13 protein-coding genes and 1 other annotated feature are annotated in these 23,487 nt (G+C 57.2%); of the genes, 6 read left to right on the top strand and 7 right to left on the bottom strand.

Annotated features, from left to right (window positions below):
* Positions 1 to 5 precede the first annotated feature (5 nt).
* Positions 6 to 2,366: an endonuclease MutS2 gene (locus F1379_RS24965; RefSeq protein WP_150275186.1), complete on the bottom strand. Its 2,361-nt coding sequence runs from the start codon at positions 2,364 to 2,366 to the stop codon at positions 6 to 8.
* 157 nt (positions 2,367 to 2,523) lie between these two features.
* Between F1379_RS24965 and F1379_RS24960 the strand changes: the two genes are divergently transcribed.
* The gene (locus F1379_RS24960) at positions 2,524 to 2,877 is read left to right on the top strand and encodes a phage holin family protein (RefSeq protein WP_150275185.1); all 354 of its coding nucleotides are present in this window, start codon (positions 2,524 to 2,526) and stop codon (positions 2,875 to 2,877) included.
* An 82-nt stretch (positions 2,878 to 2,959) separates the two neighbouring features.
* On the opposite strand, the gene F1379_RS24955 is transcribed toward F1379_RS24960, so the two are convergent.
* The 4 genes from F1379_RS24955 to pheS all read right to left on the bottom strand — a co-directional run bounded on the left by F1379_RS24955 (position 2,960) and on the right by pheS (position 10,410).
* Positions 2,960 to 4,021, bottom strand: coding sequence for a GGDEF domain-containing protein (locus F1379_RS24955; RefSeq protein ID WP_150275184.1), 1,062 nt, complete (start codon positions 4,019 to 4,021; stop codon positions 2,960 to 2,962).
* 330 nt (positions 4,022 to 4,351) lie between these two features.
* On the bottom strand, positions 4,352 to 6,664 hold the full coding sequence (gene zapA / locus F1379_RS24950) for a cell division protein ZapA (protein ID WP_239004804.1): 2,313 nt from the start codon (positions 6,662 to 6,664) through the stop codon (positions 4,352 to 4,354).
* 225 nt (positions 6,665 to 6,889) lie between these two features.
* Complete coding sequence (gene pheT / locus F1379_RS24945) at positions 6,890 to 9,334, bottom strand: phenylalanine--tRNA ligase subunit beta (protein ID WP_150275180.1); 2,445 nt, start codon at positions 9,332 to 9,334, stop codon at positions 6,890 to 6,892.
* A 41-nt stretch (positions 9,335 to 9,375) separates the two neighbouring features.
* On the bottom strand, positions 9,376 to 10,410 hold the full coding sequence (gene pheS / locus F1379_RS24940; protein WP_150275178.1) for a phenylalanine--tRNA ligase subunit alpha: 1,035 nt from the start codon (positions 10,408 to 10,410) through the stop codon (positions 9,376 to 9,378).
* Positions 10,411 to 10,467: 57 nt separating this feature from the next.
* Positions 10,468 to 10,751 (bottom strand) — a binding site (T-box leader).
* A gap of 384 nt (positions 10,752 to 11,135) precedes the next feature.
* On the opposite strand from pheS, the gene F1379_RS24935 reads away from it, so the two are divergent.
* The 5 genes from F1379_RS24935 (at position 11,136) to F1379_RS24915 (ending at position 19,140) form a co-directional block, all read left to right on the top strand.
* A complete protein-coding gene (locus tag F1379_RS24935; RefSeq protein WP_150275176.1) occupies positions 11,136 to 13,718 on the top strand; it encodes a hypothetical protein in 2,583 nt (860 codons plus the stop codon).
* A gap of 48 nt (positions 13,719 to 13,766) precedes the next feature.
* Positions 13,767 to 15,287, top strand: coding sequence for an efflux RND transporter periplasmic adaptor subunit (locus F1379_RS24930; RefSeq protein WP_150275174.1), 1,521 nt, complete (start codon positions 13,767 to 13,769; stop codon positions 15,285 to 15,287).
* Positions 15,284 to 15,982, top strand: coding sequence for an ABC transporter ATP-binding protein (locus F1379_RS24925; RefSeq protein WP_150275172.1), 699 nt, complete (start codon positions 15,284 to 15,286; stop codon positions 15,980 to 15,982). Before F1379_RS24930 ends, F1379_RS24925 begins: the two co-directional genes overlap by 4 nt.
* On the top strand, positions 15,979 to 17,151 hold the full coding sequence (locus tag F1379_RS24920; protein WP_150275170.1) for an ABC transporter permease: 1,173 nt from the start codon (positions 15,979 to 15,981) through the stop codon (positions 17,149 to 17,151). The genes F1379_RS24925 and F1379_RS24920 overlap by 4 nt, the downstream gene beginning before the upstream one ends.
* 381 nt (positions 17,152 to 17,532) lie before the next feature.
* On the top strand, positions 17,533 to 19,140 hold the full coding sequence (locus F1379_RS24915) for a sensor domain-containing diguanylate cyclase (RefSeq protein WP_162551281.1): 1,608 nt from the start codon (positions 17,533 to 17,535) through the stop codon (positions 19,138 to 19,140).
* 319 nt (positions 19,141 to 19,459) lie between these two features.
* On the opposite strand, the gene pulA is transcribed toward F1379_RS24915, so the two are convergent.
* A complete protein-coding gene (pulA, locus tag F1379_RS24910) occupies positions 19,460 to 21,853 on the bottom strand; it encodes a type I pullulanase (RefSeq protein WP_150275166.1) in 2,394 nt (797 codons plus the stop codon).
* Positions 21,854 to 23,106: 1,253 nt separating this feature from the next.
* Positions 23,107 to 23,487: putative PEP-binding protein (locus tag F1379_RS24905; RefSeq protein WP_338046802.1), on the bottom strand; the 381-nt coding region annotated here is incomplete at its 5' end.

Genomic DNA, 23,487 nt, shown 5'->3' with positions numbered 1-23,487 from the left:
AGCCGCTACTTCAGTTCAGCCACGGTCACACCCGCGCCGCCCTCATTGTAATTTCCGAGCCGGTAGCTTTTGACATGCTTGTGCTTGCGCAGATAATCCTGAATCCCTGAGCGCAGGACGCCTGTCCCTTTGCCGTGGATAATATAAATCTGTCCAAGGTTGCCCAGAAAGGCCTCGTCGATAAAACGGTCGGTCTCCAGCAGCGCTTCCTCCAGATTCGCACCGCGCAAATCCAGCTCCGAGCGGATATTCTCGTCCCGCGAGCGTTTGAGTGTCGTCGCCCGCTTGGCCGGCGGCGGATTGTCGGGCGCCGAAGCCATAAATTCCAGATCGGCGATGTTGACCTTCATCTTCATGATGCCGAATTGCACGACGGCTTCCTTCGTGCCGCTGAGCTCAACAATGTAGCCCTTCTGATTGACGCTCGGCAGCCGGACCTCATCGCCCGGCTGCAGCTGCTGCGGCGCCTTGGCACTGCGGACCGGCTGCTTCTGCCGAGGGGCAGGCTGCGCTTCGTCCAGACGGCGGCGGGCCTCGATCAGCTTATGCTCCTTGACGGAGGCCCCTTCCTCCATCGCCAGGCGGCGCAGATCGCTGATGATCTCCTCGGCTTCCTTGCGCGCCTTGGCCACAAGGTCGGCGGCCTCCTTCTCAGCCTTCTCCAGCCGCTTGTCGCGCTGGCTTTCCAGCTTCTCCAGCTCCTGCTGCTGACGGCGCTTGAATTCCTCCGCCTCGCGGCGGCTCAGCTCTGCCTTCTCGCGTTCGTTCTCCGCTCTGAGGCGGTTCTCTTCCAGCGAAGCGATCATATGCTCCACGCGCATATCCTCTTCCTTCACTTCCCCGCGGGCATGGTCCAGAATGGAGCCCGGCATGCCCAGGCGCTCGGCAATCGCAAAGGCGTTACTGCGGCCGGGTACGCCGACAAGCAGCCGGTACGTCGGGCTGAGCGTCTCTACGTCGAACTCCATGCTTGCATTGATGACGCCCTTGCGTTCATAGGCATAAGCCTTCAGCTCGCTGTAGTGCGTCGTTGCTACCATCCGGCATTCCAGGCGGTGGATATGCTCCAGGATGGCAATCGCCAGCGCCGAGCCCTCCGCCGGGTCAGTTCCCGCACCGACTTCATCCAGCAGGATCAGACTCTTCGGCGTCATCCGTTTCAGAATGGAGATAATATTGGTCATATGGCTGGAGAAGGTACTGAGGCTCTGCTCAATACTCTGCTCGTCGCCGATATCGGCATAGATTGCATCGAATACACACATCTGGCTGCCTTCCTCGGCCGGAATGAACAGGCCGGACATCGACATCAGGCTGAGCAGTCCGATCGTCTTCAGCGTGACCGTCTTCCCGCCGGTATTGGGGCCGGTAACAATAATGGAGCTGTATTGATTGCCGAGCTCCACATCGAGCGGCACGACCGCCTCGGCAGGAATCAGCGGATGCCGCCCCTTGCGCAGCTTCAGATAGCCGCGGTCATTCATCCGCGGCTGGGTCGCCTTCATATCGCGGGCAAGCCGCGCCTTGGCGAAGATGAAATCCAGTTCTCCAAGAATGTCGATATCGTAGGCCGTCTCTTCTGCGATTCCGCCGACCAGCGCGCTGAGACGGTGCAGGATGATCTCGATCTCGCGCTCCTCGCGCAGCCGCGTCTCCCGCAGCTTGTTATTCATCGCCACGATGGACTCCGGTTCGATGAACAGGGTGGCCCCGGAACCGGATTGGTCATGCACGATGCCGCCGAAGTGGGAGCGGTATTCCGCCTTCACCGGAATCACGAAGCGGTCGCCGCGGATCGTAATCAGCTGATCCTGCAGCATCTTGGCGACCGAGGATGAACGGATCATCGAGTCCAGCTTCTCGCGGATGCGGGCTTCACCGCCGCGCAGCTCCCGGCGGATATTGGCCAGCTCCTGGCTGGCTGTATCCAGAATGTCGGCATCCTCGCTGATGCATGCCTTGATGGCATCCTCCACCGGCTTTTGCTCGGAGAGCAGATCGCTCAAGGCGAACAGGATTTCTACCTTCTCCTCCTCGTGCATCGCCGCCACAAAGCGCTTGATCCGGCGTCCCCCGTGAATGGTATTGCCTACGGCAAGCAGCTCATGCGTGCCAAGCATGCCGCCGATCGAAGCCCGCTTGAGCGCAGGACGGATATCGCTGATTCCGCCAAATGTCGGAATACCCTTCAGCCGGTCAACCGTCGCCCCTTCATCGGTAGCCTGCAGCAGCTTCTTGACCCCTTCGAAATCGCCCGATGGCCGCAGCTCCTCCGACGCCTGCTTTCCCATTGAGGTCTGGGCATGCTGTACTAATTTATTTAAAATTTTGCGGTATTCAAGCGTGTGCAGAATTTTATCGTCCAATTAACGTCACTGCTCCCTTCATAGATGCTTCCATTATACCTAATACGGCCCATTTGCGCTATTTGGGCATGATTGCTGGGCATAAAGCGGCGTGTTCAGGCCACAATAATCATTGCACATATCCTAAAGCGAAAAAGGCCAAAGGAGGTTACGAACAGTGAAATTTCTCGGTCATGTCGTCCGTTTCATCGTGTCAGCGATTGTGCTGCTCGTCGTAGGCTGGATAGTGCCGCAGTTTACCATCGGCGGATTCTGGAGCGCGCTTGTGCTCGCCCTCGTTATCGCTCTGCTTGGCTGGATCATCGAAGGCATCTTCGGCAAGAAAACAACGCCCTTCGGGCGTGGCATCGTGGGCTTTCTGGTCAGCGCCCTCGTGATCTGGATCGCACAGTTTGTGGTCAGCGGTGTCAGCGTCTCCATCCTCGGCGCGCTGCTGGCGGCACTCGTGATCGGAATTATCGACCTCTTCCTGCCGGTCTCAACACCGTTTGAAGCAGGTAAATCCAAATAACTTGCCCCGCAGCAAAACCCCCTGCCTCCGGTTAACCGGCTGCAGGGGGTTTTGCCACATTGGCCTAAGCAGGCACCGGGGCTTATGCATATGACACAAGCGGATCATCCTCGGGAATACAGGCGGCGGATACAACCTTATTTTTGCCGCCGTGCTTGGCTTCATATAAAGCCCGGTCTGTCTTGCGGAACAACAGCTCCTTGCCGTAGCCGGTCACATAGTCGCATATGCCGATGCTGACCGTGATGGGCCTGCCGCCGGCATACGGATGCTCCATGCAGGCAATCCCGGCCCGCAGCTCCTCGGCGGCGGCCAGAGCTTCCTGGAAGCTCTTATCGGTGAAAATGACGGCAAATTCCTCGCCCCCGTACCGGGCGGCAAAATCATTAGGGGCAATCATTGAGCCTACCTTGCCGGCGAGCTCCTTCAGCACCAGATCGCCGACCCAATGTCCGTAGGTGTCGTTCACCTGCTTAAAGCTGTCGATGTCAAACAGCGCGAGCTGGAGCCGCAGCCCGTTGCTCTCACACTGCTCCAGCAGCGAATCCAGATATTCATGGAACGATTTATGATTGTACAGGCCGGTCAGTGCATCCACTTTCAGCAGCTTGTCCGAGATGGCCCGCTCGACCATCAGCTCCTGCTCCGATTTCGTCAGCTGCTCCACATGGCTGCGCACCTCCCGTGCGCGAATAATCACCGCTTGGGCCAGGAGCGCAAATACGATGAAGACGCATTCCACCATCAGAAATTCCAGCAGCGGCTTGTCAAGCAGCGGACGTTCCAGTCCGAAGTAGACCGCTGTATAGAACAGCAGGCTGAACGCTCCCAGAATGTTGAGCAGCTTCCGGTCGAAATAGACAAGGGCGATCATAATCGGCATCATCAGGGTCATCTGCGCCCCGTCGATAAAGGGCTCCAGCACAAAATACATCAGATACGACACCGCAAATCCGCAGCCGACTACCGCTTGCTTGTGATACTGCCAGGAAGAACGCAGCCACATTTCGGCGGCAATCATGGATATCATGATCAGCACGTTGCAGGCGATAAATAAATGCCCCTGGCTCGGGATCAGGACCGTCTTCACTTCACCCGCCCCGGTGGTCAGCACAAATATCAGCTGTGCGGCCATCATCACCATAACCAGCACCCAATATCCGGTGAGTATCCTGCGATGCCAAATTTCTGCATTTTGTGCCTCGTTAACAAAAATGATGGAAATCCCCTACTTCTGACCGTTAATATAATAGCTTTAATTATAATGAATTTTAAGTATTACCGCATCATATTTTTGCATTTTTCGACAAACTTCGTTCTCTGGTCCTGCCCGGCTGTCCCCCTTGCTGCAGCAGGCCTTCGGCCGGTCCGGGCTATCTATTCGGCCTCGTACTTTCTTACCATCATAAGAGAGCGGCCCCGGACAGTGAACTCACTGTCCGGGGCCGCCTCCACTTGCGCCTGCGTCCGCCATTCAACTGTCCTGTTCGATCAGTTGAATCCATTCATTATATTCAGTTTGCAGCTTGGCATATTCCGCCTGCAGACTGCGATGTTCCTGGGACAGCTTGCCCAGCTCACCTTCGCGCACCTCGAATTGCGCCTGAAGCAGCCGCAGCTGCCCTTGCGCCAGCTCGTAGCTCTCACCGATCTCGGCCAGCTGCTGCAGCGCCTCACTGCGGGCACGGCTCAGCGATTCGTTCTCCGCTTCGGCCGCGCTTGCTTCCTCCTGCCAGATCTCCATTTCCTCGCGCAGCTTGGCTTCGCTCTCGCTCCATTGCCGCTCCCGCTGCTTCAGCTCCTCCAGCTGCTGCTTCCAGGCCGCTTCGAGCTCGCGGCTCTCCCGCAGCGCTTCCTGCTGATCGGCAGCTGCAGCGGCGGCTTCCCGGCTTGCTTCGGCCAGCTCCTCCATCCGGCGGGCCGCTTCCTCGCGCTCCGCCTCCAGCAGCTCATACCGCTCCTGGACACGTTCGCCTTCCTGGAGCACTTCATCATACTGCGCGATCAGCTCTTCATAGCGTCCGCGCAGATCCGCAAGCTCTGCCTCTGCCTTGGCGGCAGCGGCTCCCCGCACTTCGCTCTCGCGCTCGGCTTCGGCGCGCAGCGCCGCCTCCCGCCCAAGGCGTTCCGCCTCGCCGGCGGCTGTGCGGCGCAGCTCCTCCAGCTCCCGCTGCAGCACGGAAGCCTGCTCCTGCGCTTCCAGCAGGCTCATCTCCAGCTCGCCGATGTCTTCCATCTGCTTGTCTGCCAGCGCCTTCCACTCGGCCGAGCCGGCAGCTGCCTGCTTCAGTTCGCCGCGCATCCGCTCCAGCTTCTCCTGGCTCTCTTCCAGTTCCGCGCGGAGTCCTTCCGCTTCCCGGCGCGATTCATCGGCGCGCAGCCGCAGCCCCTCAAGCTCTTCGCTGAGCAGGCTGCCGGTTTCGCTCGCTGCCCGCAGCTCTTCCTGCGCAGAACGCAGGCGCTCCCGGCTGTCTTCAAGCTGCTTACGCAGAGAATCGGCCTCCTGCGCCGCCTCTTCCTGGCGCAGCCGCTGCTCATCCAGCTCCTCGCTCAGCATCGCGCCAAGCTCTTCGCTGGACTGCAGCTCATCCTTCAGTCCAGCGATTCTATGCTGTGCTTCCTGCAGCGACTGTCTCAGGCTGTCCGCTTCCACGCGGACCCCTTCATACTGGCGGCCGAGTCCCGCCAGCTCTTCCCGCAGCTGTGCCTCCTGGCCGGCTGCCGCTTCAAGCTGCTGTGCAAGCTGTTCCTCGCGCTGCAGCACGGCTTCGTACTGCGCCAGCAAGGTAGCGCCGGCTTCGCGCTCGCTCTTCAGTGCCGCTTCGGCTGCCCGCAGCCGCGACTGCAGCTGGCTGTTGCCGCCGCGCAGCTCGCCGAGCTGCTTCTCCAGCTCCTGCACCTGCTGCTTGTGCCGGTGCTCCTGCGTTCCCTGCGACTGGCGCAGCTCTCTGACCTTCGTCTGCTCCTTGGTCAGCGCCTCGCGCTCTTCCGCAAGCTCCTTCTCCAGCCCGGCTTTGGTGTCGGCCAGCTCCTTGCTCAGCGCGGTGCGGGTCTCCACAAGCTCGGCTGTGAGCGTATCCCGCGTTCCGGTAAGCTCCGTCTCCAGATGAGTGATCCGCTCCGCCTGCTCTTGCTCCAGCGTACTGCGCAGCTGCTCTAGCTCCTGCGCATGCGCGGTCTTCATCTCCTCGAACTGCCGCAGCCGCTCCTCTTCAAGCGATTTCAGCTCCAGCCGGTGGCTTTCGCGCAGTTCCGCCTGCTCCCGTTCGAGTGAGATCCGCAGCTCCTTCAGCTCCGACTCCCGGGACCGCAGCTCGGCGGTCAGCTTATCGCGCGCCGCGGCTGCAGCAAGCTCTGCCTCCCGCAGCTGCTCTGCATGCTGCTTGCGTTCCTGTTCCTGCTGATCCAGATAGACTTTACGCTCTTCTTCGGCGGCGGCAATCAGCCGCGCCGCCTCTTCCTTGGCTGCTGCTTCCAGCCGCTCGATTTGCTCTTGCCGCTGCTTCTGCCCTTCCTGAAGGCGGGCCACGTCGGCCCGCAGCTCCGTCCGCTCGCCGGTCAGCATGTTCAGTTCATTCCGCAGGTCCTGAACCTGGACGGCCTGCTCGGCCATATGTACCGCCGCCAGTACGGCGATCCGCGGCGTGTCCAGTCTGGAATGCGATTTCGAAATCGCCCGCATATGCTCGTCCACATAACGGGCCACCTGTTTCATATATTCTGTACTGCTACCGACAAGTTTATAGGAAGTTCCGTATATCTCCACGGCGACACTGATCCGGTCCATAGCCACAGTTGTGCCCTCCTTTAGATGTGTGCGGATTCTAGCTGGCTTATACTCTTCTATTGTAGCGTCAATACTGAAGGTTTGGCAAAAATGCGTTCACTCAAGGATTACCCTGACCGGGCATTTATCTTCCCGCAAAGCCTTCGCACTTACAGATTCCATAAGCAAACAAAGCCGCAGGGATCCCGGTTGTTAAGGATTCGCTGCGGCTTTGTTCTTTTCCTGCTATTTTCTTAATTCTGCGCCAAAAGTTTGCTGAAGGGCTGCGACGACGCCTTCATGCACTTCTCCGACTTCCTCATCGGTCAGTGTGCGCTCGGTATGACGGTAGAGCAGGGAGATAGCCACGCTCTTCTTGCCGCTTTCCATTTTGCCGCCCGTATACACGTCGAACACCTGGACATTCTGCAGCAGCGTACCGCCATGCTCACGGATCGCCGCCAGCAAATGGCCGGCCGGCACTTCTTCGCCAACCACTACCGCAATGTCCCGTTCCATGCCCGGGAAGCGGTGCAGCTCGCTGTATTGAAGCGCTGTCCGCGCATTGTCGTACAATGGCTGCAGCAGCACTTCAGCCACATAGGTATCCTCCAGGTCGAGCTTGCGGGTAAGCTCCGGGTGTACCTGGCCCATGGTTCCCAGCTTCAGGCGGCCTTCGGCCCCGAGCAGATATACCGACGCCGAGCGGCCCGGATGATAATCCTGGGGAGCGTCGCCTTCATAGACAATCCGGTCACTGAGGCCCAGATAGGCGAACACAGCTTCCAGAGCGCCCTTGATATCATAGAAATCCACCGGACGGGCAGAGCCGTTCCATTGCTTCGCCCCCTGGTTACCGGTAAGCAGCAGTCCCAATACAGGCAGCTCCTGCGGCTGGCGTGTGAGTTCCTCTTCATCTGTGAAGAAAATGTTTCCAAGCTCGAAGAGCGCCAGATCGCTTTGCCGGCGGTTGCTGTTGTACAGGGCGATATCCAGCAGCTGCGGAAGCAATGTCGTGCGCAGCACGCTGCGCTCCTCGCTCATCGGCATCGCCAGCTTCAAGGCATGACGTCCGCCGGACAGTGCCGGGAACAGCTTGCTCTGCTCAGGCTGAATGAAGGAATAGCCCATTACCTCCTGATAGCCCCCGCCCGCCAGCAGCTTGCGCAGCTCACGGCGCACAAATTGCTCGCGTGTCAGCGTTCCCGGGGTGGTGACCCCTTCAATCAGCGTAGTCGGGATGTTGTCGTACCCGTACAGGCGGGCAATTTCTTCAATCAGGTCCACATCTGCCGTAATGTCTCCGCGCCGGGTAGGAACCTGCACTTCGACGATTCCCTGGGCAGCGTCGCCGCATTTGAAATGCAGACGGCCAAACAGCGTCTTCACTTCCAGCAAGGACAGCTCTGTACCCAGATAATGATTGAGCTTCTCCAGCGATAGCGTCAGAATGCTCTCCTGCACTTCTGCGCCGCCCGCTTGGGAGATACCCTCATGCACAGAACCTCCGGCGTAGCGTGCGATCAGCACGGCAGCCCGGTTCAGCGCCGGAATGACGGCATTCGGGTCCACTTCCTTCTCGAAGCGCAGCGAAGCCTCCGAGCGCAGGCCCAGCTGGCGCGAGGTCTTGCGGACGGTGCCCCCGTCGAACTTGGCGGATTCCAGGATAATATTCACGGTGTCATCCGTAACCTCCGTATCCAGACCGCCCATCACACCGGCCAGAGCAACTGCCTTCTCGGCATCGGCGATGACCAGCATGTGCGGCTCGAGCTTGCGTTCCTGGCCGTCCAGCGTAACCAGCGTTTCGCCTTCATGGGCAAGCCGTACACCCAGTACACCGCCGGCAACCTTGTCGGCGTCAAATGCGTGCAGCGGCTGGCCGTATTCCAGCATTACATAGTTGGTGATGTCCACAATGTTATTGATCGGGCGAACACCGGCCGCCATCAGCCGGTTCTGAATCCACAGCGGGGAAGGTCCCGGCTTCACGCCGGAAATATACCGCAGCGCATAATGCGAGCTCAGCTCTTCGTTATCAATTCTGGAGCTGACCAGCTCTGCGGCAGGCCCTCCGGCTTCCACCAGCTCCGCCGCCGGGTCCGGCAGCTTCAGCTCGCGGCCCAGGATCGCGCTGACCTCATAGGCTGCGCCGATCATGCTGAGACAGTCGGAGCGGTTCGGTGTCAGATCGAATTCCATGATTTCATCGCTGAGGCCGAGCACCTTCAGGATATCCTGGCCGATCTCCGTATTCTCAGGCAGCACGAGGATGCCTTCCTGCTGCTCCTTGGGCAGCAGCTTGTCGTTCATGCCCAGCTCCTTGGCGGAGCAGATCATGCCCTGGGACAATACGCCGCGCAGCTTGGCCTTCTTGATCTCCAGACCCGGCAGCTTGGCGCCGACAAGGGCAACCGGAACCTTCTGGCCTGCAGCCACATTCTTCGCGCCGCAGACTATCTGCAGGTCCTCGCCTTGTCCCGCATCGACCACGCATACATTCAGCTTGTCGGCATCGGGATGCTTTTCTTTGGATTTGACATAGCCGACCACAATCCCGGACAACCCTTTATTGCGGCGTTCCACGCCGTCGATCTCAATGCCGGCGGCAGTAATTTTCTCTGCCAGCTCTTCGGCGGCGACGCCTTCGAGCGATATATAATCACCGAGCCATTCGGTTGATACTTTCATGTCCGCACACTTCCTTTACATTGCTTTATTTGGTATTACGCTCAGATTCCCTTGAATTGCTTCACGAATCCCATATCGTTGATATAGAAATTGCGGATATCGTCAATGCCGTACTTCAGCATCGCAATCCGCTCCACGCCCATGCCGAAGGCGAATCCGCTGTCAACTTCCGGATCATAGCCGCCTGCCCGCAGCACATTCGGATGCACCATGCCGGCGCCCAGAATCTCCAGCCAGCCGCTCTGCTTGCACAGCCGGCAGCCGTCGCCGCCGCATTTGAAGCAGCTGACATCCACCTCAACGCTCGGCTCGGTGAACGGGAAGAAGCTCGGGCGCAGCCGGATGCGCGTGTGCGGACCGAACATTTCGGTCACGAACTGCTGCAGGGTGCCTTTCAAGTCGCTCATGCGGATGTTCTTGCCGATGACCAGGCCTTCAATTTGATGGAACTGGAAGGAATGCGTCGCATCATCGTCATCGCGGCGGAATACCTTGCCGGGACAGATGATTTTGACCGGAGTCTCCCCGTTCATCGCCATCATGGTGCGGATCTGCACCGGAGACGTCTGGGTTCGCATCAGCAGATCCTCAGTCAAATAGAAGGAATCCTGCATATCCCGTGCCGGATGGTTCTTCGGCAGATTCAGCGCCTCGAAGTTGTAGAAATCCGTTTCCACTTCAGGACCTTCAGCTACCCGGTAGCCCATGCCGATGAAGATATCCTCGATCTCGCGGATTACGCGGCTCAAAGGATGCAGTCCCCCCTGCGGCAATGTGCGGCCCTGCAGCGTAACATCCACCTTCTCCGCCTGCAGACGCGCCTGCGTCTCCTGCTGCACAAAGGCCTCCTGCTTGGCCGAGATGACCTCTTCAATAGCGCTGCGCACCAGATTGGCCACCTGTCCGATGACCGGACGCTCCTCCGCGCTCAGTCCGCCCATGCCGCGCAATACTTCCGTGAGTTCACCCTTCTTGCCCAAATACTTGACGCGCAGGTCGTTGAGCGTCTGCGGATCGGTAACTTCCTGCAGCTTCGCCAGCGCCTCCACTTTCAGTGCTTCCAGTTTTTCTTTCATGACTTTCGTTCTGCCCCCTTCATTCATCTTAATCCACGCAAAAAGGCCTCTTCATCGCTAAGGGACGAAGAGACCGTGGTACCACCCTAATTAGACAGGTCTCCGTACATTTAAGGTGACAAACCACCCTTACGGAAAAACACCCGTCTCACTTTGCCAGAAATAACGGTCTGCGGCCGGTATCCCCTACTGCACCCCTCAGCCTCATGCCTGAGCGGATTTCAGGGAACTGCTCCGGAGTGAATTTCGGCAGCGCTTATTGCCCAGAAACGCTCTCAATCTCCGGCGTTTCCTCCCTGTCGAGCCAGTCGCTGACTACTTGTCTCCATCAATGCATCTTTTCGGTATTGTCCGCCTGCAGCGGACAAAGCAGTTCAAAGATATGCTACTCATTATATGCAAATAACGCCGGTTTGACAAGCAAAAGCGGCAATGACGCCCTTATAGGGGCAGCCCGCTTCTGTATGAGGCAGAAGAAAATCGCCGCTCCGGGATCAGGTCTCCCACCATGCCATTATTTCCAAGGAGACGCTGCACGAATCAAAATTAGGGCAATTTTTATCTGGCTTTAAGGTCCCTTTAAGTTTCAGAAGGGTTTCATGGCATCTTTTTCAGCTTACGTTCAGCCTGCTTTGCTAATTTTCTAGATGGAAAAAGCCGGGTTAACCGAATAACCCTACTGCGCTTATCGGATAGCACCGGCTTGTTAACAGGGAGGGAAATTCATGCATAAACGAAGCAAGGCATTTGTATTGCTGCTGCTCAGTACAATTGCCGTCAGTCAATTTCCGGGCTTTGCCGCCGGGACTGTGGCCGAAGCGGCGTCTTCCGCTGCCGCAGCCACAGCGGCCGCGCAGACCGGGGTCTCCACGCTGGCGGGACTCAGCGCCATGAAGCTCGGCTCGTCGTTCAGCGTGAAGCTGAGCGACGTCGGTATTTTGGCCCAGGAGGGCGGAAATATCCTCACGTATACACTGACATACACCAATACCGCAGGCACCAGCGTGAATCTGGCCAACTACTTCTCTAAGGTACTCACTCCCGGAGGCAGCATCATTAAAGGACTTGCGGTATCGGCGGATGCCCAGACGAAGAAGATTGCCGGCAAAGAAACGAAGAGTATTACATACTACGCCAATATAGGACAAGCCTCAAGCGTCAAGGGACTTAAAGTCAATATGTATGGCTGGAACTTCAGCGCAGCCGACTACGAACAGCGGATCGGCACATTCACCGTCCCTGCCAACTATTCACTATCCGCGCTGCAGGGCGAGAGCCGCAAGATCACTCTGGGCAGCATTCCCGCCACTACCCAGGCCTCTGCGCTGCAAATCTACAACTATAACGGCAAAGCTTATGCCAAAGTGGGTCTCACGGTCACCAACCTGGGCACCAAGGTGCTCACCGATCCCGGCTACAGCCTGTATCTGAAATCCTCCGGCGGTTCCGTGTTCACGCTTGCCCTGGACGAGAGCAGCTCCGAGTACAAAATCCAGCCGCAGGAAAAGAAAACCTTGTATTTCATGACCGAAATTCCGGCCTATATGAACACCAAGAGCATGACGCTGCAGATTGCCAAGCTGGATGAGTCGCTCAAGCTGTATCTGCCGGTAGTCTCTTATTCGTTGCCTGCCGCAAGCAATGCCTCCTTCACCGTCGCTGCCGGGTATACCAAGAAAGTATCCATCGACAGCAACATCGTTGAGCTGCAGCTGTTAAAGGCGGCGGTCTCTGCGGATAACGGCAGCGCAGCATGGAGCTACCAGTTCCGCATCAAGAACACCGGCAGCAAGGCTGTGGCTGTTCCGGCATATGAGCTTTCGGTACAGTCGTCGGAAGGCTACAGCTTCCCTGTCACAACCACCGCCTTCAACAATTTGACCCTGAAGCCGCTGGAAGAGCAAGTAATTGCACTGGATACCAGCATTCCGCTGGAATTGAAGCAGGATAAGCTGCAGCTGCGTGTCGTTCCACCGGCCGGCACCGACAGCACGAGTAAAGTAGTGCTGCCTGTCGCTTATTTCAGCATCCCTTATACGCTGCAGACTAATTCCCACGTGGCGGCCGAGACCAGCGTGACCAATAATTACGGCACATTCGGCGTAACGCTGAATTCACTGCAGCGCCTGCCTTGGGGCAGCAAGGATCTGCTCCAGGCCAAGCTGACCATCCGCAACTCTACCTCCAAGACGGTAACATTGCCTGCCCTGACAGGCATTCTGAAGGTGGATGGAACCGATCTTACTTCGTCCTCCCAGCTCTATAGCGAAGATGCAGGCACGACGCTGGCACCGGGCGCAGCCACGGAGCTCTCGGTACTGGCCAGCATTCCTTACACGCTCAGCTTCGGGCAGGCCAAAATCCTCCTGCAGACTGTCAGCGGAACCGAGACCAAGCAGTTCCTGCTGCTCACCACAGCAGACGGGGCTACCACCGCCATCGCGCCTCTGGCCGCAGGAGAAGGCTTCACCATAACATCCGCCGGTAAGAAAGCCGCCGTGACGGAACGCGTGACGACCGTTTACAAAGGCACGGACACCAACGTCGTTTATACCGAGCTTGAAATGAACAGCCAGGAAACACGGCAGGCGGATTTGTCACGGCTGTACGCACAGTTCCGAAGCGTGAACGGCGAGGTGTTTGAAGCCACTGCGAACCAGTCGGAGCTATCCACCAGTCCCGGCGGCAAAACGCTGGTCAGCTTCTGGGCCAAAATACCGGCCTCGGTCAATACCTCCGGCCTGCAGCTCTATGTCAGCCAGTCCGTTGCCGGCGGCAAGCTGACTTCTGCAGGAACGGAAGCTGCCGGCTATGTCAGCACAGCCGCGCTGACGCTGAGTCCGTCGCTTGTCACCCCCGCAGCTGCGCTGACTTCCGTTTCCATGTATCCATATACGCTTGCTGTCGGCAGTTCATCGGGCGAGCTGACCCAGGGCACCAGCAAGCTGGCCATTTCCTTCAACTACAAATTGGATCAGGACACGGCTTATCAGATGGGCACCTATCAGCATAAGCTCGTCTTGCGTGTCGTTGACCCGTTCGGCCAGTATTTTGACAAAGCCTTAAGCACGGGTACAGATCTTACAGTCGGCAGCTACAGCACCTATACCACTACGATTGACAATTCCTTGTACAAAAGCTTGAACGGCGGAACTTACAGGCTGGAGCTGTACGACGAATTCCAGGGCCAGCGCGCCTTGCTCGGCAGCCAGAGCTACACCATTAACGTGACAGTAAAAGCTGCAGCGACAGCGGAAACAGAAACGCAAGAAGGCGGCACAGGTAGCGGCACACCAAGCGGTTCATAAGGGAAGTCCACGCTCTGCCTTATACTTTAAGCAAGATGGAGGATCGGAATGAAAAAGAAGAAAGTGATTTGGACATCAAGCATCATTGCTGTCACAGCCGCTGCCGGGATTCTGGCCTATGTGCTGTGGCCTGACCCGCATAACACGGCCGGAGCTGTCCAGCTTAACACCGCCAGAGTGACCAAAGGCAATATTCTTGTCGGCGTCTCGGGCTCCGGATCGGTCTCGGCCATCAACTCCGAGACGGTCCGCACCAAGGAAGCCGGAGAAGTCGATCAGGTTATGGTAAAGAAAGGCGATACCGTCAAAGCCGGCGATGTGCTGATTACCTTTGCCCCAAATGATATGAGCGATCAGATGAAGCAAGCCGAGAAATCGCTGGAGAGCCTCAAGACGGAGCTTACGGATAAGCAGGAGAGCTACAAGACGCTCGCGATGAATAATGCCGGCGAAGATGAGCTTAAGAACGCAAAGAAAGCCATTGAAAAAGCGCAAAGCGACATCGCGGACCAGCAGGAGGCGATTGCCGACCTTGAAGAGGATATGCTGCCTCCCGATCCGCTGACCTCACCGATGGACGGAACGATCACGGCCGTCAATATTACGGACGGCGAGCAGGCGCAGAACGGCGCCGAGCTGTTCACAATGACGGATTACGAGAACCTCAGCGTAACCGTCCAGGTGGACGAGCTGGATATTCCAAGCGTCAAGTTGGATCAGGCTGCAACGATTACCCTGGATGCCCTGGAGGATCAGGAGTTCAGCGGCAAAGTGATTGAGATCGCCAAGGAAGGCACCTCCAGCAACGGGGTATCCCTCTTTGACGTAACCGTTGGTCTCAATGAATCGGCAGGCGTGCTGGTCGGCATGTCAGCAGAGGTCGCGATTACCATTGAAGAGAAGAATGATGTTCTTACCGTGCCGATCGAAGCGGTAAGCGAAGTGAACGGCAAGTATTACGTCAATGTGCCTGCCAGTGCGGAAGGCAGCGGAGATGCGTCCGCTTCGGGCGACGCAACCGGCGGCGGGCAGGCTCCGGAAGGCGCGGCCCCGGCGGGCGATGCGGCTCAGGGCGGGGCGCCTGCGGGCGATGCGGCTCAGGGCGGGGCGCCTGCGGCTGGGGAAATGCCGGAAGGCGGCTTCCCCGGAGGCGGTGAACGGCCCAGCGGCGAGTTCCCGGGGGGCGGCGAACGGCCAAGCGGCGGCTTCTCCGGAGGATATGGCGGACAGGGCGGTTACGGCGGCCGGGGTACAGGCGCGGCCGGCGGACGCAGCGGCTCAGGCGGCACAAGCACCGCAACCGGCCAGACGCGGGTAGCCGTTGAAGTCGGCATCCATGATGAGAGCACGATTGAAATCGTCAGCGGACTCAGCGAAGGCGATGAAGTCATCATTCCTACCGTAATCTCCACCAACACCTCATCTTCCCAGGCTGTGCAAGGTCAAATGGGAGGTATGGGAGGTATGGGCGGCGGGTTTACCGGCGGTAGCTTTACCGGCGGCAGTGGCGGTGGCGGCTTCTCTGGCAGCGGTGGCGGCATGCCCGGAGGCGGAGGTGGCAGACCATGAGCAGCGCATCACCGCTCATCCGGGTCGAGAACATGATTCACCGGTATACAATGGCCGGTGAATCCATGACCATTCTCAAGGGACTCAGCTTCACCATCGAGCACGGGGAATTTGTCGCCATTATCGGCCCCTCCGGCTCCGGCAAATCCACTTTAATGAATATGCTGGGGTGTCTGGACGTGGCCAATGAAGGAGACTACTTTCTCGACGGGCAGGAGGTCCGCAAGCTGTCGGACAACAAGCTTGCCCAGATCCGCAACGAGAAAATCGGGTTCATCTTTCAGAACTTCAACCTGCTGCCGAAGCTGTCGGCCATCGAGAACGTGGAGCTTCCGCTGATCTACCGCGGACTGACTTACAAGGAGCGGCGGGAAGCCGCCCGAGATTCCCTGATCCGGGTAGGCTTGGAGGAGCGGATTAATCACCGCCCTTCCGAACTGTCCGGGGGACAGCAGCAACGCGTCGCTATCGCACGGGCACTTGCGGGCACCCCTCCGATCCTGCTCGCCGACGAGCCTACAGGTGCTCTGGATACCAAGACCGGGCAAGAGGTGCTGCAAATGATCCGCGAGCTGAACCATCAGGGCCATACGATCATCCTCATCACGCATGACCTTGAGATCGCCCAGCAGGCCAAGCGGATTATCCGCATCCATGACGGTAATCTCGTAGAGGATCGGAGGAACGACCAATGATGCTGTTCCAAAGCATGAAAATGGCCATGAAAAGCATCCTCAGCAGCAAAATCAGATCCTTTTTGACCATGCTGGGGATCATTATCGGTGTATCATCGGTCATTGCCCTGGTCTCGATCGGCCAGGGGACCACCTCACAGATTACCGAGTCGCTCAATTCGCTGGGTACCAACCAGTTGACCGTCAATATCACGGGGCGCGGGGCAACCACTTCGCTTACCTATGAAGAAGCGCTTGCCCTGGGCGATATCGAGGGTGTGGAGGGGGTGTCCCCCGTTATCAGCGGCAATGTGACGGCCAAGCACGGAACCGAGAACACCACGGTATCGGTGGAAGGCATCACACCCGCCTATGAAACCGTTCAGGATTTTCATGTGCAGTCCGGGCGCTTCCTGCTGGAAATCGACACCGAATACCGGCAGAAGGTTGCCTTGATCGGCTCCGACACCGCGCAGACGCTGTTCGGCACCGGGGACCCGGTGGGACAAAGCGTCCAGCTTAACGGCCGAAGCTTTAAGATCGTCGGCCTGCTGGAATCCAAGGGCTCCAGTCTGGGCGGCTCCAACGACGAGAAAATTCTGATCCCCATTTCGACCGCGGAACGTTTTCTGCAAAGCAAAGGCGTGCGTTCGATCACGGTCACGACCGATTCCGCCGACGTTGTAGCAGACACCAAAACCAGGCTGGAAGCCTCGCTCGACAAGAAATTCAACTATGCCGACAATTCCTACTCAGTATTCGATTCACAGGAAATGCTGGAAACCGTATCGGAGACCAGTGACACCCTGTCGATGGCTCTGGCGGGCATTGCCGGCATCTCCCTGCTCGTCGGCGGCATCGGCATCATGAACATCATGATTGTCTCCGTCAATGAACGGACCCGCGAAATCGGTATCCGCAAAGCCATTGGAGCCAAGAAGCTCAACATTCTCATGCAGTTTATGATTGAGTCTGTAGTCCTGAGCGGCTTCGGTGGCCTCATCGGTGTAGGCCTCGGCCTCTTTATCAGCTGGGCCGTCGGTCATTACAGCTCCATGAATGTGGCAACCGACTGGAACACGGTGATGATATCCTTCGTCTTCTCCCTGTTCATCGGCGTAGTATTCGGCATGATGCCCGCGAACAAAGCAGCCCGGATGCGTCCGATCAACGCTCTGCGCAACGATTAATGGAGCTTCAGAGCTCTAACTGGTAAACGGTCAGGAATAGCCGCAGCCCCTTTTAGAAGGGATCTGCGGCTTATTCTTGTGCCTGTCAAAAAAGGAGTATCGTTTGCAAAAAAGTTGGGTAATAGGACTTAAGAGCCGTAACTTCATCTTGTTCGGTTGCAGGACATACATAATGCTTGATCTGGATGTCAGTAAAGTTTGTATCCTAATCTCTTCTGCTCCAACGAACGGAAACCGGCAGCAGAAGGCCGCAAGGGGCGAATAGATGAATTTAGCTTAATCGGTCTCCCGCAGGCATGAAATCATTATGGCAGGCCTGTTCCGCATGCCAGATACGGCAGCAAAGAAGTTTCGCAAAGTTAGATGCGGGGAGAGGATTTGATGGCAGGTTCATCCGAGAGAAAAAAAACACGCAGACTTATCATATGCTTCGCCTCGAGCTCCATCCTTCTGATTGGGATCAGCGTCTCCTCCCTGCTGTACCAGGATCGATCCATCAACAACCTGACCAGTTCCCTGTACAATGACGTATATCAGAATTCCGAGCTGATTCTGAATGCTGACCGCGATCTGCATCAGGCTGCGCTTGCTCTGCAAGAAGCGCTGGATGCAGAGACCACAGGCAGTGATCTCGTCCGGCTCGCCCAGGAGTTCGGCGACAATACCGCCCAGGCGAGGCAGCGGCTTGACATGGCCGGCTACAGCGTCTCTATGCTGGCGGAGCGAACCAGCGGAACCGTAACCGCCCGCCGGCTTCTCTCCGAGCTGAATCAGGAGATGGAGCGTTCACGGCAACAGCTCGCAGAGTGGGGAAGCACAGGCCAGGAGCTGTTGTCTATGCGGGCGCAAAGCACCTGGGATTCCGCTGCCGTCCACACAGAGCTGATTCAAGGCAGAATAGGCGAGGTGCACGGACACCTGGACCGATCCGGACAGTTGCTGGATGACTACGCACGTCTGTACAATCTTGAGATGGCGGAACGCAAGAGTACTTTATACGCGCTGTATTCCATTGCCCTGTTCCTGCTCTTCCTGGTCATTATCTATCTGTGCCGCAAGCTGGTGATCCAGCAGCATGAAATGCTGGAAGAGAAATCACATTATCAGCTCATCGGCGAGCGAATGACCGATTTTATTATCCTGACGGACCCGAACGGATACATTCAATATGCCTCGCCGTCGCATGCGGCCACGCTTGGCTATGTTCCCGAGAAGGGCGCCCCGCTCTCCCATTACATTCGTGAAGCGGAGATCTCCTGGGCCAAGCTGACGAGCCAGGTACAGGGAGCCCCGCGCATTACGGAGCTGCGGATGCGCTCGAAGGAAGGCTACTGGGTCTGGCTGGAGACGAAGATTTCCCCTGTCAGCGGCAATGATGCGCCTTCCGACCAATTCATGCTCGTCTCGCGTGAAATTACCCAGCGCAAGCAATATGAAGAACGGCTGCACAAGCTTGCCTTCTATGACCATCTGACTTCCATACCCAACCGGGCCCATTTCAAAATGTACATGGAGAACCTGATCACCCAGCCGGAGGAGCGCCGCCAGCCCCTTGCGCTTGCCCTGCTGGATTGCGACCGGTTCAAGCAGCTTAACGATACGCTGGGCCATTTGGCCGGCGATGAATTCCTGCAGCTGCTCTCCCGGGAGCTTCAGCAGACCGCGAAGGGCTTCGGTCAGGCGTTCCGCATCGGCGGCGATGAATTCGCGGTTGTCCTGCACCGCTACGACAGCCTGGACATGCTGAATGAAATTCTCGACCGGCTGCTCCAACTGTTCAACAAGACGTGGTCGGTTAACGGTGCCGCAAGCTTCCACACCTCGGCCAGCATCGGGGTCGCCCTGTATCCGCAGCATGGAGTCAGCATCAACGAGCTGCTTCATGCGGCGGACATGGCGATGTATCATTCCAAGAAGCATGGCGGCAACGAAGCAAGTCTCTACAACGAATTCATGGATGAACAGTATGCGGGCCAGGCGGACAGCTGAGCTGAATCTGGACCGGCAAGGCAAAGGGCTGTATCCGGAAGCTGCCTAATCAGCAGCTTTACCGGATACAGCCCTTTAGATTGCAACGGGTACCGATACTTCCGGAATCAGTTGCCGTTATTTTAACCTTCCGTATGGTTTGAACGACGGATCGGACACCAGTAACCTTAGGGACCCAGAATCAAGCAACAAATGGACCGTTCAGCAAGAATACGCCCCTGTGTCCGATACGTCGGCACATTGCCGAGTTTCCACATCATAACGGCCGTACGGTCCGCTGGCAATCCTGAGCTTTGAAAACCTGTACGTTGTAGAAGCTTTAGCTTGTCAGCTCCAGCGGATTTCTGGCCGTGCCGCCGCGCTCCTGTTCACTCAGCAGCACCTTGATGCGGCCTTCTTCACTGGAGCAGTCCACAAAGCGGTCTTCACTTCCGGCCCGTTCCTCCCAGTCATTGCGCCGTAAAATATAGCCGACCAGCGCATGGCCGGGATGCACTTCAACCTGCGCTACTGCGTGCCCGTCCTGTAATTGCCTGAAATCATGCTGTCCATCCTGGATGCCTGTACCCCACACCCACAAATTCCAGCCGCGGTAATCCCCGTCCTGACGGTCATAATGAAATTCAACTACCTTAGGCTTCGGTCCCGGCTCGCCGTAGCTGTCATACAGCACCATCATCGACAGGCCCTCCACCACGGCGGTGTTGCCTTCAGCCAGGCGGAAGGCTTCACTTCCGGCCCGCGTATGGTCAACCACAATATTCCAGCAGCGCCCGGTCTCCGGCAGAGACTGGGATACAGTTCCGGGATTGGCGTTGAAAATAACGACGATATTGCTCCAGGCATCTCCGCCGGCATGATCCTTCAGCCGGTAGGCGACCACGCCGCCGTCGCAGCGGAGGAACTCCAGCGAGCGTTCAATCTCCTGCCGGCCGTGCAGCCGGAACGCCGGATGCTTGCGGCGCAGCTCGATAAGCCCTTTGTAATAAGCGAATACAGGCGCGAAGCGTTCCTTGTTCTCCCAGCGGATGGCGTTGATTGCATCCCCGCTGCGGTAGCTGTTGTGGTCTCCGAACTTGCTGCGCAGCAGCTCATCCCCGGCATGCAGGAACGGTATGCCCTGGGAGGTCAGAATGATTCCGTTCGCCAGCAGACAGCGGCGGACGGTTTCATCCGCTAGTACGCCTGTGGTATCGACCGCGAAATACGGATTGGCGGCGGCCAGTGCCGCTTCGAGATCCCCGCCGTCCTTCAGCCGCCCGTTCTCGAGGACCGGCAGTCCAGCCGCTTGCCGCAGCCCCTGGGTGGCCAGTACTTTATCCCACAGGTTGAGATTGTCGTGGGCGGTCACATAATTCACCGACTCCGCCGGCGAATCGGTAAAGTCATGAATCGCTCCCTTGATCCCGGAGGCGACGGCCCCTTCTCTGCCAGGCTCGCCCGTGACGAAGCCTCGGCCCCATCCGTCGCTGTCGCCCTTGACCGCAGATCGGAAGTTATCGTTGAACACGGCATAGCCTTTGCCGCGCTGCACGCCCTTGAGCGTCTTGGTGGCCAGCGGAGAATCCCCGCCTGTCCAGGGCTCTCCGTAAATCAGCAGGTTCGGATTAATGTTCAGCCGCAGTTCCTCGGTGATCTCCCGAATGGTGGCACTGTCGATCAGTCCCATCAGATCAAAGCGGAAGCCGTCAATGTGGTACTCCTGCGCCCAGTAGGCCAGGGAGTCCTTAATATATTTGCGTACCATCGGACGTTCCGTAGCCAGCTCATTGCCGACACCGGAGCCGTTGGAAAGTTTGCCCGAATAATCACGGCGGTAGAAGCAGCCGGGGGCAAGCGGTTCGAACGGCCCTTGCTCCACGGAATACGTATGGTTGTAGACCACGTCCATAATGACGGAAATGCCCCGGCTGTGCAGGGCCTGAACCATCTCCTTGAACTCGCGGATACGGGCGCCGGGGTCGGCAGGATCGGAGCTGTAAGAGCCCTCCGGAACATTGTAGTGCTGCGGATCATAACCCCAGTTATACCCATTGTCGCCAGTAGTAGAGGAGCCCTCGCCAGGAGACGCTTTCAATTCGTCGACCGTCTGAAAATCAAACACCGGCATCAGATGCACATGCGTGATGCCCAGCTCGGCCAGGTGATCAATGCCGAGCGCATGGCCCGAAGCATCCCTGACGCCGCTTTCCGTAAATGCCTTGTATTGGCCCTTCGCCTGCAGCCCGGAGCTCTCATGAATGGAGAAGTCACGGACATGAAGCTCGTACAAGACTGCATCTACAGGATGCGGTAATGCAGGCGAACGGTCCTCAGCCCATCCTGCCGGATCGGTAGTGCGCAGATCAAGGACTGCAGAGCGCTTGCCGTTGGCCGACACCGCTTTCGCATAAGGATCAGCCGCCTCACGGATGCTGCCGTCTGCATATACGGCGCGGTACATATAATATCTGCCCTGCAAATCGCCGGGAAAACGGACGGACCAAATTTCGTCCTCCAGCAGCTGCATCGGCACAATGCGCCCGCTGTCCCGGTACCCCAAGCTGCCTGCGGCCTCCCCGTTACCGCCGGTTTCATAAAGCACCAGCGACACGGCAAATGCCGTCGGCGCCCATACTTTGAACATACTGTATTCCGGTGTGTACGTCAGGCCAAGGTCATTGCCTGCGTAGGTTCCTATCGTCATTTCTGCGTTTCTATAATTTCCGTTCATGTAATCACCATCCTATACTCTTCCGCCAACATTGCTGCGCGAGGGAGTGGTTCGTTAGCTTTTCTCAAGGTATTTCCACAATTGTAATGAAGCATACTTGCACCTGCTGCAGGTTCGGTCCATAGAGTCCTGTCTATCTTTCGTTACATTCCTATATTATGTAACACGATGTTCACAGGTTTGGGTGCCGCGGCATTTCTGCCGTCCCTATCCTTTATATCGGCATAGAACGACATGAAATTGACAGCTTGTACGCAGTATAGCGCTGCCGGAAGAAGATCACAACTGTAAAATACACCAATTCATTTATCCTTGCGCAGCCTCCGCCGCTCCGGCAGCTGTTCCAGGCTTGCGCAAAAGAACCCCATAACGGGAACCCTGGTAAGCTCCAAACTATATAGATTGAACTAATGATTTTTGTGTTGGGATTAGCCGTGGCGCAAGAAAACATTTGGACTCCCTGTCGCTTCCCGCCCGTAGATTTCTTGATTTATACCGCTTGTTGCGGTACCGGCTTCCGCCTGATGGCTTTCCGCAGTAAAAGCTGATAGGCGAAGCACGGACTGTCATCGTTTTAAGCTGCTGAAATGCAGATCGTGATTATCCTCCACACAGGTCAAATCAATAAGATAGATGAGGAAGGCCAAGAGCACCCATGACTAAAGGCGACAGCAGCTACTGCTCTTAATGACCTCACTAACCGCTGCTAAGCTGCTAATTGCAGTTTGTACAACTATATCCATCTAAACAGGCCGTTTCCCGGCTATAGTTGCATTTCGTACATCTATTTTCTTGCTTTAAGGCAGTTTGATCCCAATATGCAGATTTTAGTTGCACAAAATACATTTATCCTTCAAAAATGGGTGCATACCTAACAAATAGTTGTATGAAATACATTTATCCCTGTTGAATAGGGGTTGCATTTTGTAAATCATACCTAAACAGAGCCGGATAGAGCCTGCTGCCAGCGAATTCAACAGCAACTAGCGGTATTCATCTGGAGAACGGGAATGGGCAGCGTACGGAAGTCCATAACTTTAATTCACTTTCCGGCTTATTCAGCCTAATCTTAAATTCAACTTATATAGTGATGTTCGGACAGCAGGTGGCGTTGAGGCCATAAAAAAACGGTCCCCCTTCTGGGAGACCGGCAAGTGTAGTTGGAAAAGTGAACTTGGTTAACGAAAACGAATTAATGTGTGCAGTGTTAAGATGAACGTTTAAGCCTAGAGAAGCTGGCTATAAGCACAAGCTTACTGCGCGATGCTCTGCACCAGAGCAGCCACTTCCTCGGCGGTGCCGAGCTGCAGCGCCTTGGCGGCCAGCTCCTTCATCTCTGCGGCCGACAGCTTCGCAATCTGGCTGCGTGCCGGCAGAATCGAAGTCGCGCTCATGCTGAATTCATCGAGCCCCAGGCCCAGCAGCAGCGGAATCGCTCCTGCGTCCCCGGCCATCTCGCCGCACATGCCCGCCCATTTGCCTTCCGCATGGGCCGCATCGATGACGTTCTTCACCAGGCGCAGAATCGCCGGGTTGTATGGCTGGTACAGGTACGACACCTGCTCGTTCATCCGGTCCGCCGCCATCGTGTACTGGATCAGATCGTTCGTGCCGATGCTGAAGAAGTCCACTTC

Origin of the sequence: Paenibacillus tepidiphilus (assembly GCF_008635795.1) — a bacterium.
In the GTDB taxonomy this organism is placed as follows: Bacteria; Bacillota; Bacilli; order Paenibacillales; family Paenibacillaceae; genus Paenibacillus_AQ; species Paenibacillus_AQ tepidiphilus.
The sequence above is the reverse complement of the archived record's forward strand: the minus strand, read 5'-3'. Positions and strand labels throughout refer to the sequence as shown.

Excerpts from the sequence above, each read along its gene's own strand:
- zapA (WP_239004804.1), bottom strand. The coding sequence starts at position 6,664 with ATGGACCGGATCAGTGTCGCCGTGGAGATATACGGAACTTCCTATAAA.
- F1379_RS24925 (WP_150275172.1), top strand. The coding sequence starts at position 15,284 with ATGAGCAGCGCATCACCGCTCATCCGGGTCGAGAACATGATTCACCGG.
- F1379_RS24955 (WP_150275184.1), bottom strand. The coding sequence starts at position 4,021 with ATGGTGATGATGGCCGCACAGCTGATATTTGTGCTGACCACCGGGGCG.
- F1379_RS24935 (WP_150275176.1), top strand. The coding sequence starts at position 11,136 with ATGCATAAACGAAGCAAGGCATTTGTATTGCTGCTGCTCAGTACAATT.
- F1379_RS24930 (WP_150275174.1), top strand. The coding sequence starts at position 13,767 with ATGAAAAAGAAGAAAGTGATTTGGACATCAAGCATCATTGCTGTCACA.
- F1379_RS24915 (WP_162551281.1), top strand. The coding sequence starts at position 17,533 with ATGGCAGGTTCATCCGAGAGAAAAAAAACACGCAGACTTATCATATGC.
- pheS (WP_150275178.1), bottom strand. The coding sequence starts at position 10,410 with ATGAAAGAAAAACTGGAAGCACTGAAAGTGGAGGCGCTGGCGAAGCTG.
- pulA (WP_150275166.1), bottom strand. The coding sequence starts at position 21,853 with ATGAACGGAAATTATAGAAACGCAGAAATGACGATAGGAACCTACGCA.
- F1379_RS24920 (WP_150275170.1), top strand. The coding sequence starts at position 15,979 with ATGATGCTGTTCCAAAGCATGAAAATGGCCATGAAAAGCATCCTCAGC.
- pheT (WP_150275180.1), bottom strand. The coding sequence starts at position 9,334 with ATGAAAGTATCAACCGAATGGCTCGGTGATTATATATCGCTCGAAGGC.